Source organism: Corallococcus exiguus (assembly GCF_009909105.1).
Classification (GTDB): domain Bacteria; phylum Myxococcota; class Myxococcia; order Myxococcales; family Myxococcaceae; genus Corallococcus; species Corallococcus exiguus.
Map to the genome: position 1 here is coordinate 105,556 of NZ_JAAAPK010000007.1, position 15,084 is coordinate 120,639.

Annotated in this window: 9 protein-coding genes; 5 read left to right on the plus strand and 4 right to left on the minus strand. The window is 70.3% G+C overall.

The annotated features are described in order from the left end of the window. The first annotated feature begins 40 nt into the window (after nt 1-40). Nucleotides 41-1,033 (plus strand): hypothetical protein, encoded by a 993-nt coding sequence (locus tag GTZ93_RS25025; RefSeq protein ID WP_139921666.1) that lies wholly within the window; start codon nt 41-43, stop codon nt 1,031-1,033. Here the strand turns inward: GTZ93_RS25025 and GTZ93_RS25030 are convergent. Next, a complete protein-coding gene (locus GTZ93_RS25030; RefSeq protein WP_139921668.1) occupies nt 988-2,580 on the minus strand; it encodes an MBL fold metallo-hydrolase in 1,593 nt (530 codons plus the stop codon). The two genes, GTZ93_RS25025 and GTZ93_RS25030, sit on opposite strands and share 46 nt — an antisense overlap. A gap of 123 nt (nt 2,581-2,703) precedes the next feature. Between GTZ93_RS25030 and GTZ93_RS25035 the strand changes: the two genes are divergently transcribed. Next, on the plus strand, nt 2,704-4,551 hold the full coding sequence (locus tag GTZ93_RS25035) for an OPT/YSL family transporter (protein ID WP_161663035.1): 1,848 nt from the start codon (nt 2,704-2,706) through the stop codon (nt 4,549-4,551). 254 nt (nt 4,552-4,805) lie between these two features. Further along, the gene (gene thrS / locus GTZ93_RS25040) at nt 4,806-6,008 is read left to right on the plus strand and encodes a threonine--tRNA ligase (protein WP_139923583.1); all 1,203 of its coding nucleotides are present in this window, start codon (nt 4,806-4,808) and stop codon (nt 6,006-6,008) included. A gap of 71 nt (nt 6,009-6,079) precedes the next feature. On the opposite strand, the gene GTZ93_RS25045 is transcribed toward thrS, so the two are convergent. Continuing rightward, a complete protein-coding gene (locus tag GTZ93_RS25045; protein ID WP_120581382.1) occupies nt 6,080-6,499 on the minus strand; it encodes a CBS domain-containing protein in 420 nt (139 codons plus the stop codon). A gap of 215 nt (nt 6,500-6,714) precedes the next feature. Between GTZ93_RS25045 and msrB the strand changes: the two genes are divergently transcribed. Next, nucleotides 6,715-7,137: a peptide-methionine (R)-S-oxide reductase MsrB gene (gene msrB, locus GTZ93_RS25050; RefSeq protein WP_120581381.1), complete on the plus strand. Its 423-nt coding sequence runs from the start codon at nt 6,715-6,717 to the stop codon at nt 7,135-7,137. 326 nt (nt 7,138-7,463) lie between these two features. Here msrB and GTZ93_RS25055 read toward each other — a convergent pair whose 3' ends face one another. Then, the gene (locus GTZ93_RS25055) at nt 7,464-8,654 is read right to left on the minus strand and encodes a FadR/GntR family transcriptional regulator (protein WP_161663036.1); all 1,191 of its coding nucleotides are present in this window, start codon (nt 8,652-8,654) and stop codon (nt 7,464-7,466) included. Nucleotides 8,655-9,218: 564 nt separating this feature from the next. Between GTZ93_RS25055 and GTZ93_RS25060 the strand changes: the two genes are divergently transcribed. Next, nucleotides 9,219-11,111, plus strand: coding sequence for a glycoside hydrolase family 18 protein (locus tag GTZ93_RS25060; protein ID WP_139920214.1), 1,893 nt, complete (start codon nt 9,219-9,221; stop codon nt 11,109-11,111). Between the two features lie 30 nt (nt 11,112-11,141). On the opposite strand, the gene purL is transcribed toward GTZ93_RS25060, so the two are convergent. Then, a complete protein-coding gene (gene purL / locus GTZ93_RS25065; RefSeq protein WP_139920216.1) occupies nt 11,142-15,038 on the minus strand; it encodes a phosphoribosylformylglycinamidine synthase in 3,897 nt (1,298 codons plus the stop codon). Nucleotides 15,039-15,084: the final 46 nt, after the last annotated feature.

The following is a 15,084-nucleotide window of genomic DNA, read 5'->3' on the forward strand; positions in this document are numbered from 1 at the left end:
CCCTCCGTCCGCGACCTGCCCCCGCTGTGGCGCCCCCCGCGTGGCGGGGCCCGAGTGCCCGGCGTGCGGCGTCATCTACCTGCGCGCGGAAGTGCGCGCCGCCACCCAGCAGGCCGAAGCGCGCGACCGCGAGGCCCGAGAAGCAGTCCAGCGCGCGGCCGAGGACCAGCGAGCCGCCCTGCGCGAGGCCCTGGAAGCCCACACCGTCCCCACGTTCGTCTCACCCCTGGTCGCGGCCCAGCCCGAGCCGGACCCGGCCATGGAAGGCATCACCTTCCACGGTGAGCACACCGGCGACGAGGGCCGCCTGGAGGCACGGCTGCGGCTGGCGGTGCTGCCCGTCGCGCTCGGCATCGCCTGGCTCGCGGTCCGTTCGCCGGGCTTCCAGGGGCTCCTGCGCATCTTCTTCACGATGCCGGTGCACGAACTGGGACACGCCGTCACCGCGTGGTTCTGCGGGTTCAGCGCCACGCCCACGCTGTGGGTGACCCATGTGTCGGACGAGCGCTCGACGTTCATGACCCTCGTCCTGTCGGGGCTCCTGGGCGCGCTCGTGTGGCAGGGCTGGAAGCGCCGCCGGTGGGCGTGGCTGGGCGTGGGCGCGGGGCTCCTCGCGGTGCATTGGACGGGCAGGTTCGGGCTCACCCAGACCCAGGCCCAGGCCCTCTTCTTCTTCGGCGGCGACGCGGGCCTGATGGTGTTGGGGGCGCTGCTGATGGCCACGTTCTACGTGCCGCCGGGCCACTACCTCCACCGGCATCAGCTGCGTTGGGGGTTCCTCGTCATGGGCGCGGCGGCGTTCATGGACGGCTTCGAGCAGTGGTGGGCGGCGCGCAGGAACGTGGACCGGATCCCCTTCGGCCGCATCGAGGGCGTGGGCCTGAGCGACCCCAGCGCCCTGGTGGAGACCTACGGCTGGACCGTCGGCAACATCATCCGAGGGTACGTCACGGTGGGCATCATCTGCCTCGCGGCCCTGGGCGTGCTCTACCTCGTCTCCCTCTGGCGGGTCCGCGACGTGCTGCGCGGCTGAGGCGCGGCCTCGCGCCAGTTCCCGAACGGCCACTCGAAACCCGGCGTGCTCAGCACCTCTGGCTTCCGCGCGCCCCGCCAGCGCAGGGCCTCGCCGGGCCGCAAGAGGAGCGCTTGCGGCCCTTCGCCGTGCTCCTTGCGCACCTGGGCCAGCCGCTCCGGATACGGATCCGCATCCGGGTTCTCGTCCATGTTGCTCGCGCCCTCGACGGGCTCGCCCGGATAGCCGGCGTAGCGAGGGCCCATGCCCTCGCGCCAGTACCAGGGGGCGCCGCCGTCCGCGCAGGGCACCACGTAGCGCGCGCCCAGGAGCGCGCCGTAGCGCAGCGCCTCCTCCGGTCCCGCCATCAAGCGCTGCGGCGTGGTGAGCGCGTCGCGCGGCACGTTGACGAGGAACGCATCCAGCGTGGTGAAGCCGAAGAAGATGGGCGGCAGCCGGAAGCCGCGCACGCCGCAGAAGAGCACATCCACCGGCCCCTGCTGCTTGCGCACGCGGCGGCACACCGCGTCCATGTCCCCGCGCACGTCATGCCCCGCGTCCGCGAAGAAGGCGGCGGAGAAGTCCTTCGAGCGCACGAGCCACGTGTTGCCCTCGTTGAAGAGGTCCGGGTGGGGCCCCTCGCCGTCGGTGGGCTGCTCGCCGTGGAAGGGCAGCGCGTGCACCGTCACGTCGCCCACCTGCCGCGTCTCTCCCCAGCGAAGGGGCTCCACGTACGTGAAGCCCAGCTGCTTCAGCCGCAGCGCGCAGTCCGTGGAGAAGAGGCTTTCGCGAGCCACCGCCGGCACGAAGATGCGCGTGTCACGAGGCAGGGGCAGCAGCGAGCCCAGGTGGAAGTGGTCCCCATGTGAATGGGTGATGACCACCGCGTCCACCCGGCCCAGGTCCGACGCCTGCAATGAACCATAGCCGGGCAGGTCCGCCGCGCCCGTGGGGCGGAAGTACGGGTCCACCAACACGCGCCCTTCCCTGCCCGACACCAGCACCGTGTTGTGCCCCACGAAGAGGGCCCCCGGTCCCGGCACGTCCACCGGCCCGTCATGGCGCACGAGCCAGCCTGCCTGCGACAGGTCGCCGAGCAGCTCGCCCACGACGGGCACGGTGGCCAGCGCGCGCAGCTCTTCACGGGTCGCGCCACGAGCGAGTGACGCGAACAGGTCCGCCACCACGGGCCAGTCCCTCGCGCGCACCGGAACGTCCAGCCCCAGCGAGTCCTGGCGCAGGTGCAGCACGCGCGGGCGGTGGCGCAGCGGATCCGGGAAGAGGACGTCCTCGCGCAGCACGCGCCGGCCCATGCGCCGCTTCGTGCCCTGGCAGAGCGCGGCGTAGCGGGGCGTGTCCTCCAGCCAGCGGATGAGCGCGTCCGCTTCGCGCAGGGCGCCCTCGCGGCCCAGCGCGGCGATGTGGCGCTTCAGCGGCACCTGCGCGCGGCGCACGGGGCGCGCCGTGGGCCCCTGGATGCTGCACCCCAGGTCCTCGTGATGGTCGGCCTCCGTGCGGGCGGAGGCGAGGACGGCCAGGCTGACGCCTCGGTGCAGGGTGAATCGCATGCGTGCGACGTCGCATGGCGCCCTGGCCTTCGCAAGGGATTGCGCTTGCGACCGGCCGCCGGGCTGCCCGCGACCTCTCGGGTTGTGGGCGCCCCATGGAGGCCGGTACCCTCCCGCGCACCCATGGCCCACCCCGCCGAGCCGCTCCCGCCGGAGCCTTCCGCCCCCCTGTCCTCCGTGCCCGAAGCCGTTACGCCGCGCTTCCGCTTCCTCCCCGCGGTGGGCACGTGGAAGTACCACCTGCTGCTCGCGTCGGTGGCCATCTTCTTCCTGGGCCCGCTGGGCGGTGTGGCCGCGTCGTACATGAACTTCAGCCTGGGCTTCTTCGTCGCCAGCCAGGTGCTGTCCGGCATCCTCGGCAGCGTCGTCACCTACGGCTACGGCGCGGAGGGCAAGCACGGCGCCAACTACATGCAGACGATGGCCGCGTCGGTGGCCTCGCTGTGCGCCATGTCCGTGCTGATCCAATCCATGGTGTGGCTGGGCATGCCCCAGCCGCCCGCGTGGCAGCTGATGCTCTTCGTGGGGTGCGTGGGCATGTTCGGCGTGGGCGTGGGCATGCTCTACACGCCGCTGCTCGTGGACCGGCTCCAGCTGGACTACCCGTCCGGCTACGCGGTGGCCAACATCCTGCGAGCGCTCACGGACAAGCGCCTGCTCAAGGCCTCCATCGCGAAGCTGGGCGGCGGCACCGGCCTGGGCATCCTGGCCGCGTGGCTCACGGAGAAGGTGGCCGCGGTCGCCGCGCTGAGCGTGAGCAGCTCCACGGTGGGCGCCGGCATGGTGGTGGGCAGCCGCATCACCGTGCCCGCCATGCTCATGGGAATCACCGGCTATGCCATCACGCCCTACCTGCGGAACATCGGGTGGTTGGGGCCGAGCGATCCGTACCGGAAGATTGGCTTCCTCATCTCGCTGGCGATGATCTGCGGCGCGGCGCTGGTGGACCTGGCGCTGCTCGCGGTGCAGGCGGTGGACCGCATCCGGGGCCGCGCGCAGGCTCCCGCGGACACCGAGCCCGCGTGGAAGAAGGTCAACGTGCCCCGGCTCATCGCCTGGGTGGTGGGCTGGGGCGCGGCCGTCGTCGTGGTGGCCACGCAGGTGCTGCACCAGCCCGCGGGCTTCATCATCTTCGGGCTCGCGCTGTCGCTCTTGTTCGTGCTCATCAATGGCATCGCCTACGGCATCAGCGACAACAACCCCATCTCCAGCGCCTTCGTGATGTCGGTGCTGCTGATGTCGCTCTTGGGCCTGAAGGATCCGCTGGTGGGGCTGATGGCGTCCTCCATCCTGCTCATCTCCACGTCGGTGGGCTGCGACATGCAGCAGGACCGCTCCACCGGGTGGCGCCTTGGAACCAACCGCGTGGTGCAGTTCCGCTACCAGGTGCTGGGCATCTTCATGGGCGCGGTGCTGTGCGTGGTGCTGGCGCGCGTGTTCATGGGCGCGTACCCGGTGCTGTCCGTCAACCAGTTGGATCACCCGGACGTGAAGGTGGGCCAGTGGGGCTCCGCGATGACGTACAAGTTCGTGGGCGCCATCCGCGACCTGGGCACGCTGTCGGCGCACAAGGTGACGGCGCTGCTCGTGGGCCTGTCCATCGGCTTCACGCTGGAGGTCATCCGCAAGGTGGTCCGCCGCCACCCCGCATACCTGCGCTACGTGCAGGGTTCGCGCACGGGGTTCGGCGTGGGCTGGGCGATGGACTCGCTGGTGCTGGCCAGCCCCTACGCGACCGCGTTCGGCGGCTTCATCGCGCTGCCGGCGACCATCTGGTTCGGCGCGGGCGGCATCCTCACGTCCCTCTTCAACACCGTGTCCAAGCGCTTCCGGCGCGAGCCCGCTCCGGGCGAGGCGGTGCTGCCGGAGGACATGAGCACCATGTCGCTGGTGGGCGGAGGCCTCATCGCGGGCGAGTCGCTCTTCTACCTCTTCGTGGGCCTCGCCGGCCTGCTGGCCCTCTTGGGCTGACGCCCCCTGTCCCGGCGCACGACTTGACTTTCCGTGCGCTCGGGAGCACTTCTTGTCCCGTGAACCTCGTCATCAACACCACCGCGACCACGACCACCACCGCTTCGGCGGGCGTGGGTGCGGTGCGCGTGTCGGTGTCCTGACGAGCGCACGGTTTCCCGCCCCGCCGAGTTCCGGCCGGGGCGACCGTGCAACCTCACACGCCCCGTGTCCGGCCCCGGCTGCTTCATCCCGACCGACACACGGAGACGACAATGCTTGATGAACAAGACCACCGCGCGCTGGGCCAGCGTCTGGACCTCTTCCACATGCAGGAGGAAGCCCCGGGCATGGTGTTCTGGCACCCACGCGGACTGAGGTTGTACCGGCTGCTGGAGGACCACGTCCGCCAGCGCATGCTCGAAGAGGGCTACCGCGAAGTCCGTACGCCGCAGCTGTGCTCCCAGCCACTCTGGGAGCAGAGCGGCCACTGGGAGAACTTCCGCCAGAACATGTTCTGCATGGTGGAAGGCGACCGGCAGCTGGCGTTGAAGCCGGTGAGCTGCCCGGGCCACATCCAGATCGTCCAGCGCATGGCGCCCAGCCACCGCGACCTGCCCCTGCGACTGGGGGAGTTCGGGCTGGTGCACCGCAGCGAGCCCAGCGGCGCGCTGCATGGGCTGTTCCGCCTGCGCCAGTTCACGCAGGACGACGGCCACATCTTCTGCGCGGCGGAGCAGGTGGAGGCGGAAGTGGTCCGCTTCGTGCACTCGCTCAAGGCGTTCTACGCGGGCTTCGGCTTCGGCGACGTGCAGGTGGCCTTCTCCAGCCGTCCGGCGATGCGTGCCGGCGGTGACGCGCTGTGGGACCAGGCGGAGGCGTGGCTCCAGTCCGCGGCGAAGCAGGCGGGCCTCCAGTACGAGGACCAGCCCGGCGAGGGCGCCTTCTACGGGCCCAAGCTGGAGTTCGTGCTGAAGGACCGGCTGGGCCGTGCGTGGCAGTGCGGCACGATCCAACTGGACCTGGTGCTGCCGGAGCGCTTCGACCTGCACTACGTCGGCGCATCCGGAGAGCGCCTGCGTCCGGTGATGCTTCACCGCGCGCTGTTCGGCAGCCTGGAGCGCTTCATCGGCGTGCTGCTGGAGCACCACGGGGGCGCGCTACCGGCGTGGCTCGCGCCCGAGCAGGTGGTGGTGGCCTCCGTGGGAGCGGGGGCCGCCGCGTACGCGGAGGGACTGGCTGCGCGGCTGCGGCAGGCCGGCTGCCGCGCGCGGGCGGACGTGCGGGACGAGTCGCTGTCGAAGAAGGTCCTGGGCTCGCACGAGGACGGCGTGCCGTTCCTCGCGGTGGTGGGTGGCCGCGAGGTGGAGTCAAAGGGTGTCCGCTTGCGCCAGCGCGACGGTTCCCAGCGCGACCTGCCCTGGGATGACGCCGTGGCGTGGCTGTCCTCCGCGTGCCAACCGGCCGTGGTGGGCTGAGCGTCAGGACATGAAACACCGGCCCGGCGCTCCCTTCCGGCATGCGAAGGGGGCGCCGGGCCTTCTTGTGGTCAGGAGTAGAGGCTCAAGTATTCCAGCGGCTCGCCAGGCCGCAGCAGCGTGAGGGACTCGGAGGCGACGTCGTCCAGGCGGAGGAGCCCCACCGCGTGGTGGTCCGCGTCCACGACCACCAGCCGGTTCAGGTGATGCTCCTCCATCAGCCGCTCGCCGGCCTCCAGCGGCTCGTCCTCCGAGCAGGTAACGAGCGGCGCCGTCATCGCCTCCCGCACGGTGGTGACGTCGGGGTCGTGCCCGTGGACGGTGGAGCACAAGGAGAGCTCCGAGTCGGTGAGCAGGCCCACCACCTGGCCGTGCTCCGTGACGGGCAGCGCGCCCAGGCTGGCGCTGTCCAACCGCTCGGCGGCGGAGCGCAGGCATTCATTCGCGTCGATGGTCTTCACGTCTCTGTGCATCAGCTCTGAAATCCGCATCAGCAGGCCTCCTCGTGGCGCGCACCGCGTCCGGGAGGAGTACAACCGAAGCACGGTGCTCCAAGCCCTGGTCCGCAGGGCCTGCCGTGCCGTGCGGTAGAGAACAAGGCGGCCGGCCGCCCTGCTGCCTGCCTGGTATAGGGTGCGACGCAAAGGCCCACGGTGCATCCAAGGCCGTGCTCCGGGCTCCAGGCCCGAAACGTGGAGGAGGACCCATGGCGGACAAGCTCAATCTTTCCAACGAAGAATGGCGCAAGCGCCTCACCCCCGAGGAATTCCAGGTGCTGCGGCAGCACGGCACCGAGTACCCGGGGAGCGGCTGTTTCCTCGGCACCAAGACGCCGGGCACCTACGTGTGCGCGGGCTGCAACAACCCGCTGTTCAAGGCCGGGACGAAGTTCGAGTCCGGCACGGGCTGGCCGTCCTTCACCCAGACGCTGTCAGAGGACTCCGTCACGGAGATCCGCGACGTGTCGCACGGAATGATTCGCACCGAGGTCCGCTGCGCGCGCTGCGACGGCCACCTGGGTCACGTGTTCCCGGACGGCCCGCCGCCCACGGGGCTGCGCTACTGCATGAACTCCGTGGCGATGAAGCACGTCCCCGAAGGAAGCCCCATCGAGCTGGTCCGGGCCTGATCAGGTCGCCAGAAGTTCGTCGGTACCTCCGCATGCCATCTCAGGAAATGGCATGCGCGAACTTCAGGAGACAGCGGACGCGATGGGCTGTCATCGCTCACGAAGCATCTGGTCCCAGTGAACGAACCATGGAGCCCCAGAGGCGAGCAGCCCACCGGCCCCAATGAGCCCTGGAGTCCACGAAGCGGCTCGTCCACCTTGCGAACCGCCACGCGGATGAGTCCGAAGAAGCCGGTGGGTGGAGCCTCGGATTGCTGGGGCCCCTTCCTGGGACACGGCGACAAAACCTGTTCGACAGTCGGGCAGGCTTCCCAAGACCGCGTCCATCACATTCCTACTGACGCACTTTCCCCTCTGACCACAGGGCACGAACACGGGGACGGCTGGAGGCAACAGCGCCCCACTGTCTGGCTCAAGGGGAAGGACTCTCCATCGGGGCGAGGTACAACCCCAAGAGCCTCGGCGGTTGGAGCGACACAGCAACCGGGGCCACGCGCATCCACGAGGAGGCGTGCCTCAAGTGCATCGTCCTGCTCAACGGATGACGTCAGGCGGCCAGGTCCGCCCTCTTCAAAGCAGGGACATGCCTCCGGCGCATCGTCTTGCTCGGTGGCTGACGTAAAGCAACCGACGTCCCCCTCCGCGATGCCGGGTTGTGCCTCCAGCATCTCGTCCTGCGCGATGGCTGGCCCAGGCCGACCGACGTCACCCTCCTCGATGCCGAGGTGTGTCCCCAAAGCGTCGTCCTGATGAGTGACTGGTGCAACCTCGTGGGCGCGTGGGGCCTCGGGGGACGCAGGTGACTGGGGCGCGGGGGCGAAGGCATTCAGCACGCGCTCATCGCGAGCCTTCAGCAGCGCTGGCAGCTCATGCTGAAGGGCCTGCACGTCGCGCTCGTTCAGAATCGCCATCGCGCGGAAGGCCCACTCACGCAGCGCCTCTCCGCCCATGAGCGGCAGCAGTTGGGCGGCTCCTCCCAGGAAGGCCCGCTGCAGGGACTGAACGAGGAGCACGTGCCCCGGACGCGCCGCCACCCGCGCCGCATGCCGCAGCAACTCGAATTCCGCCCACGCGCAGACTTCCCCCGACTCCCAGCGCGCCGCGTCCTGGAGCTGGTAGCACGTGCTCCCCAGCCGGTCCAAGTCGAGGTCCGAGGCCCTCGCGCAGCAGTCGGCCAGCAGCTCCACCAGCACCTGCCGCTTGAGGCTGAAGTAGCCCTCCAGCAGCCACCGGGCATCCGGGTTGCTCGCGTCATGCAGCGCCAGCCCCAGGTTCTCCAGCGTCAGCGACTCATCCAGCGGCACCGCGCGCGTCTTGCGTCCGGGGCGCTGCACCACCAGGCCTCGCGCCGCCAGCCGCCGCAGCGCCTCGCGGATGGTGCCCCGGCACACCTCATAGCGGCGCGCCAGCTTCGCTTCGGAGCCGAATTGCCCGCTCGGGTGCAGCCGCCCCAGCGCGATGTCGCGCTCGATTTGCGCCTCCACATAGGCCACGAGTCCTCGCCGTTCCATCCCCATCCCCTTCCTCGTCCCAGCATCGCCATCCAACCACAGGGGTCTGACATGGACGCGCGGGCCCACCCTCTGCGTCGATTGCCGGGCCAGCGCGCCCCCGGGCCGCATGGGGCGAAAACCTGTCCGACTGTCGGACAGGTTTTGAGGCAGCCGGTCCCGGGCGGGCGCCTCTGTCCGTGCCCTACCTTGGTGTTCGCTCACGCATATCGTCGCGCCCCTGTCGGGTCGGCTCGGCCTCGGGCCCATGCGGCGAAATCCGTCCGACTGTCGGACAAGCAAACCGTCCTCGTCACCTGCCGGGTCGGCTCTGCCTGGGGACTCGTGCGGCGGAAACCGGTCCGACAGTCGGACAGGTTTTGAGGGAACCGGCCCCGGGCAGAGGCTTCAGTCGGTGCGTCAACCTTGGCGTCCGCGAATTCATGACATCGCGGCCCATCGCGGCGCTCCGTTGGGATCGAGAGCTCACGGAAAACTTCGGGTCGCGGGACTCTTTGACGAACTCATGGCGGCCTGGCCGGTGCCTCGATGCAGGACGCGCCTCCCCTCCCTCTGCGAGGATGGGAGACCATGCGACGACCTCCGGCTGGACTCCGGGTGCTGCTGACCGCGCTCCTGCTGGGCGGTGTTTCCCAGGGGGCTCCCCCTCCGAAAGCAGCGTCTCCCACGCAGCCCCTGGTGACGTGGCTCTATCAGGACCGATTGGCCTCGCCCTGGGAGGACCTGACGTGGGCCGGGGCGCACGCGATGAACACCACCGTGGCAGGGGCCTCGGGCAACCACGCCATCACCGTGACGATGGGGCCATGGGAGGCGCTGTACTTCGGCCATCCGGGCTTCGATGTGTCACCGGATGACACGCTGGTGCTGAAGGTGAACGGAGGGAAGGATGGCGCGAACGCGGCGGTGCGCGCGCGCGTCGTCATCGGCTCCGAGCAACCCGTGGGCGTGCCGCTGGGCCCCACTTGCGAGGGCGGCGCCATCCCGGCCCGGAAGTGGACGACCTGCCGCGTGCCCCTGGCGAAGCTGCTGCCTGAAGGCCGCACGCGCATCACGGGCCTGTGGCTCCAGGAGGACAGCGGCAAGACACTGCCGCCCCTCTCCTTCGACGACATCCGCATCGAGCAGGGCCTCCGGCCAGTGACCCTCACGCTCGAGACGCCCGCGGTCTTCCTGGCTCCGGGCGCCACGCACGCCTTCCGTGCCACCGTGACGAACAGCCCGGACACGGAGATGGCATGGAGCGTGGAGCCTGGAAACGAACGGGGCTCCATCAGCGCCGCTGGCGTCTACACCGCGCCTCGCAAGCCGGGCACGTACCGGGTGATGGTCCGGAGCAAGGCGGACCCGAGCCAGGTCGCCCAGGCCAGCGTGGTGGTGAGTGCATCCCCAGCCGTGAAGGGTCCGCCGGGCCAGGGTGGCAAGTGGGTGTCGGGCTACTACACGGGCTGGAACGCGGATGACTATCCGCCGGAGAAGGTGGACTTCAGCGCGCTCACGCACATCCTCGTGGGCCGCGTCACTCCGAAGGCGGACGGCACACTGAGCACGAAGTTCGACAACGACCGGGGGCCGGAGATCGCCCGCACGCTGTCGAAGCGCGCGCATGCGGCGGGCCGCAAGGCGCTCATCATGGTGGGCGGATCCGGTGAGCACGACGGCTGGGTGGGCGCCGCGTCCGACGCGAACCGCGCGAAGTTCGTCCGCTCGCTGCTGAAGGCGATGGACGACTTCGGCTACGACGGGCTGGATCTGGACTGGGAGCCCGTGGAGAAGGAGGACCGGCCGAAGCTGCTGGCCCTGGTGAAGGCCCTGCGCGAGGCGCGGCCGAAGATGCTTCTCACCTTCCCCCTCCACTGGATCAACACCAACTTCCCCACTGACGCAGACCCCTGGTTCGCGGAGCTGGCGACGTACTTCGACCAGATGAACCTGATGTCCTACGAGATGATTGGCGCGTGGGACGGCTGGAAGTCCTGGCACACGTCCGCGCTGAAGGGCGAACAGGGCCTGCATCCCACGTCCATCGCGTCCAGTCTGGACCTGTGGGTGAAGGCCGGCATCCCCAAGGCGAAGCTGGGCATCGGCATCCCCTTCTATGGCCTCGCGTGGCGCCACATCACCGGGCCCTATCAGCCCTTCACGAACTGGTCCGACTACGTGGGCGGGGACAACTCGTTCACCTACAAGAAGATCCTCCGCTTTTCGAAGCAGGGGAAGTACCAGTGGGACGAGAAGGCCCAGGCCAGTTACGTGACGTTCGCCCCGGACAAGCTCGTGGAGGACGGCACGGTGACGTGGATCTCCTACGACAGCCCGCAAGCCATCGCAGCCAAGGGCGCCTTCGTGAGGCAGGAGGGCTACGGCGGCACCATCATCTGGACGCTCAACCAGGGCTGCACGGACGCGGAGACCGGCGCCAACCCGCTGCTGGACGCGGTGAAGGCGGCCTTCCTCCCGTAGCGGCGAGGAAGGCCCCGTCCCGCGGACGCGTCAGCCCAGGGTGACGCGGGCGTTGCGGAACATGCGCATCCAGGGGCCGTCCTCGCCCCACTCCGCCGGGTGCCAGGAGTGCTGCACGGTGCGGTGCACCCGCTCCGGGTGCGGCATGGTGATGGTGAAGCGCCCGTCCTTCGTGGTGACGCCCGCGATGCCGTGCGGCGAGCCATTGGGGTTGGCCGGGTACTTCGCCGCCACCTGGCCCCGGTTGTCCACCCAGCGCGTCGTCACCAGGTTGGAGGCGTTGAAGCGCGCGGCGGCCTCCGCGTTGGCGAACTCCGCCCGCCCCTCACCGTGCGACACGACGATGAGCATCCGGCTGCCCTCCATGCCCTTGTAGAAGAGCGACGGCGACGGCGCGATTTCAACAGTGCCCAGGCGGGCCTCGAACTGCTCGGACGCGTTGCGCACGAAGCGTGGCCAGCCTTCCGCGCCGGGGATGAGTTCTCTCAGCTGCGCGAACATCTGGCAGCCGTTGCACGCGCCCAGACCGAAGCTGTCCGGCCGCGCGAAGAACTCCGAGAAGGCGTCGCGCGTGCGCGGGTTGAAGAGGATGGATTTGGCCCACCCGCCGCCCGCGCCCAGCACGTCGCCGTAGCTGAAGCCGCCGCACGCCATCACGCCGTGGAAGTCCTTCAGCGACACGCGGCCCGACAGCAGGTCGCTCATGTGCACGTCCACCGCGGCGAAGCCCGCCCGGGTGAACGCCGCCGCCATCTCCTGCTGGCTGTTGACGCCCTGCTCTCGCAGCACCGCCACGCGCGGCCGGGCCCCCTTGGCGATGTACGCCGCCGCCACGTCCACGACCGGGTCGAACGTGAGCACCGGCGACAGGCCCGGGTCCTGCGCGTCGCACTTCGCGGCGTATTCCTCCTCCGCGCAGGTGGGGTTGTCGCGCAGCTTCTGGATTTCGTAGCTCACGCGGGACCAGGTGCGCTTGAGAGCCACCGTCTCCTCCGCGAGCAGCTCCCCGCCGCCGTGCCGCACGCGCACCACCTGCTGGGACGTGGGGCGCCCCAGCTCATGGACGTGCGCGCCCAGGCCGTGGCGGGTGAAGGCATCACGCACGCGCGCCACGTCGGACGCGCGCGCCTGCACCACCGCGCCCAGTTCCTCGTTGAAGAGGGCCGCCACCGCGTCGCCACCCAGCGGGGCCAGGTCCACGTCCAGGCCGCAGTGGCCCGCGAAGGCCATCTCCGCGAGCGTGGCCCAGAGACCGCCGTCGGAACGGTCGTGGTACGCGAGCAGCACGCCCGCCGCATGGAGCTCCTGCACCGCGGAGAAGAAGCCCTTCAGGGCCGCCGCGTCATCCACGTCCGGGCACTCCGGGCCCACCTGCTGGTGCACCTGCGCCAGCACGGACGCGCCCAGCCGCTGCCGGCCCTTCGCCACGTCCAGCAGCAACAGGCGAGTGTCCCCTGCCACGTCCACCGGCTGCGGCGTCAGCGTGACGCGCGCGTCCAGCACCGGAGCGAACGCGGTGATGATGAGCGACAAGGGCGCCGTCACCGCCTTCTTCTGGCCGTCCTCCTGCCACTGCGTGCGCATGGACATGGAGTCCTTGCCCACCGGGATGGCGATGCCCAGCGCGGGGCACAGCTCCATGCCCACCGCGTGCACGGCGGCGTAGAGGTTCGCGTCCTCGCCGGGGCTGCCCGCCGCCGCCATCCAGTTCGCGGAGAGCTTCACGTCCGACAGCTTCTCGATGCGCGCCGCCGCCAGGTTGGTGAGCGCCTCGCCCACCGCCATGCGCGCGGAGGCCGCCGCGTCCACCAGCGCCACCGGCGTGCGCTCGCCGAGCGCCATCGCCTCGCCCGTGTTGGACATCAGCGACGACAGCGTCACCGCGCAGTCCGCCACCGGCACCTGCCACGGCCCCACCATCTGGTCACGCGCGGTGTGTCCGCCCACGGAGCGGTCGCCAATGGTGATGAGGAACGACTTGTCCGCCACCGTCGGGTGCGACAGCACCGCGTGCGCCGCGGCCTTCAAATCGGACGGGATGCTCAGCGGAGCGTGCCTCAGGGGGCGCGACGCGAACTCGCGGTGCATGCGCGGCGCCTTGCCGAAGAGGACGTCCATGGGCAGCGCGATGGGCGTGTCCCCCAGCTCGCGGTCCGTGAGCGTGAGCACCTGCTCCGCCGTGGCTTCGCCCAGCACGGCGAAGGGGGCGCGCTCGCGCTCGCACAGCGCGGCGAAGCGCGCCAGGTCCTCTGGCGCCACGCCCAGCACGTAGCGCTCCTGCGCCTCGTTGCACCAGATTTCCACCGGGGACATGCCCGGCTCGTCGTTGGGCACTTCCCGCAGCTCCAGCCGGCCGCCCAGGTCGTTGTCGTGCGCCAGCTCCGGCAGCGCGTTGGACAGGCCGCCCGCGCCCACGTCGTGGATGGAGCGCAGGGGGTTCTGGTCGCCCAGCATCCAGCACTGGTCGATGACCTCCTGGCAGCGGCGCTCCATCTCCGCGTTGTCCCGCTGCACGGAGGCGAAATCGAGGTCCGCCGCGCTCGCGCCCTGCGCCATGGAGGACGCCGCACCGCCGCCCAGACCGATGAGCATCGCCGGGCCGCCCAGCACGATGAGCTTGTCGCCCGCGCGCAGCAGGGCCTTCTTCACGTGGCCCGCGCGGATATTGCCCAGGCCGCCCGCCAGCATGATGGGCTTGTGGTAGCCGCGCACCTCCACGCCCTCCGGCGTGGGCACGTGCTGCTCGAAGCTGCGGAAGTAGCCGGTGAGGTTGGGCCGGCCGAACTCGTTGTTGAACGCGGCGCCGCCCAGCGGGCCGTCCACCATGATGTCCAGCGCGGACACGATGCGGTCCGGCTTGCCGTAGGGCGCCTCCCACGGCCGCGCGTAGTCCGGCAGGCGCAGGTGGCTGACGGAGAAGCCGGTGAGCCCCGCCTTGGGCTTCGCGCCGCGCCCGGTGGCGCCCTCGTCGCGGATTTCACCGCCCGCGCCCGTGGCCGCGCCCGGGTACGGCGAGATGGCGGTGGGATGGTTGTGCGTCTCCACCTTCATCATGATGTGGGCCGGCTCGCGCACGGTGCCCCACTCGCGCCCTTCGCCCTGGGGGAAGAAGCGCTCCACCTCGAAGCCCTCGATGACGGCGGCGTTGTCCTTGTACGCGGACAGCACGCCGCTCGGGCTCTGGGCGTAGGTGTTCTTGATGGCCTGGAACAGCGAACGCTCGCGCGGCTCGCCATCCACCGTCCACGACGCGTTGAAGATTTTGTGGCGGCAGTGCTCGCTGTTCGCCTGCGCGAACATCATCAACTCCACGTCGGTGGGGTTGCGCTGGAGCTCCGTGAAGCGCGCCACCAGGTAGTCGATTTCGTCCTCCGCCAGCGCCAGGCCCAGCTCGCCGTTGGCCTTCGCCAGCGCCGCGCGGCCTCCGCCCAGCACGTCCACGCGCGTGAGCGGCCGGGGCGAGTCCGTGCGGAACAGCACCTCCGCGTCCTCCAGCCGGGGCAGCACCGCCTGCGTCATCCGGTCGTGCAGCACTGCCTGCACGCCCTCCGCCTCATTCGCGTCCAGCGGCCGGCCACCGGGGCCGGTGAGGAAGAACGCGATGCCGCGCTCCATGCGGCGCACCTGCGTGAGGCCACAGTGGTGCGCGATGTCCGTAGCCTTGGAGGCCCAGGGCGACACCGTGCCCGGACGCGGCACCACCAGGAGCAGCGTGCCCGTGCGCTCGCGCTTCGCCGTGTGGGGACCATACTCCAGGAGGCGCCCCAGCCGCTCCGCCTCGTCCTGAGTCAGCGCCGCCGACGTGTCCGCGAAGTGCACGAACTCCGAGTAGAGGGTGGCCACCGACGGCACCTGCTCCCGGCAACGGACGAGCAGCTTGGCGAGCCTGAATTCGGAGAGGGCCGGAGCCCCGCGCAGCGTGAGCATGAAGGTCCTTGCGAACGGGTGACGGGAGGTAACAGCGGGGCCGTCC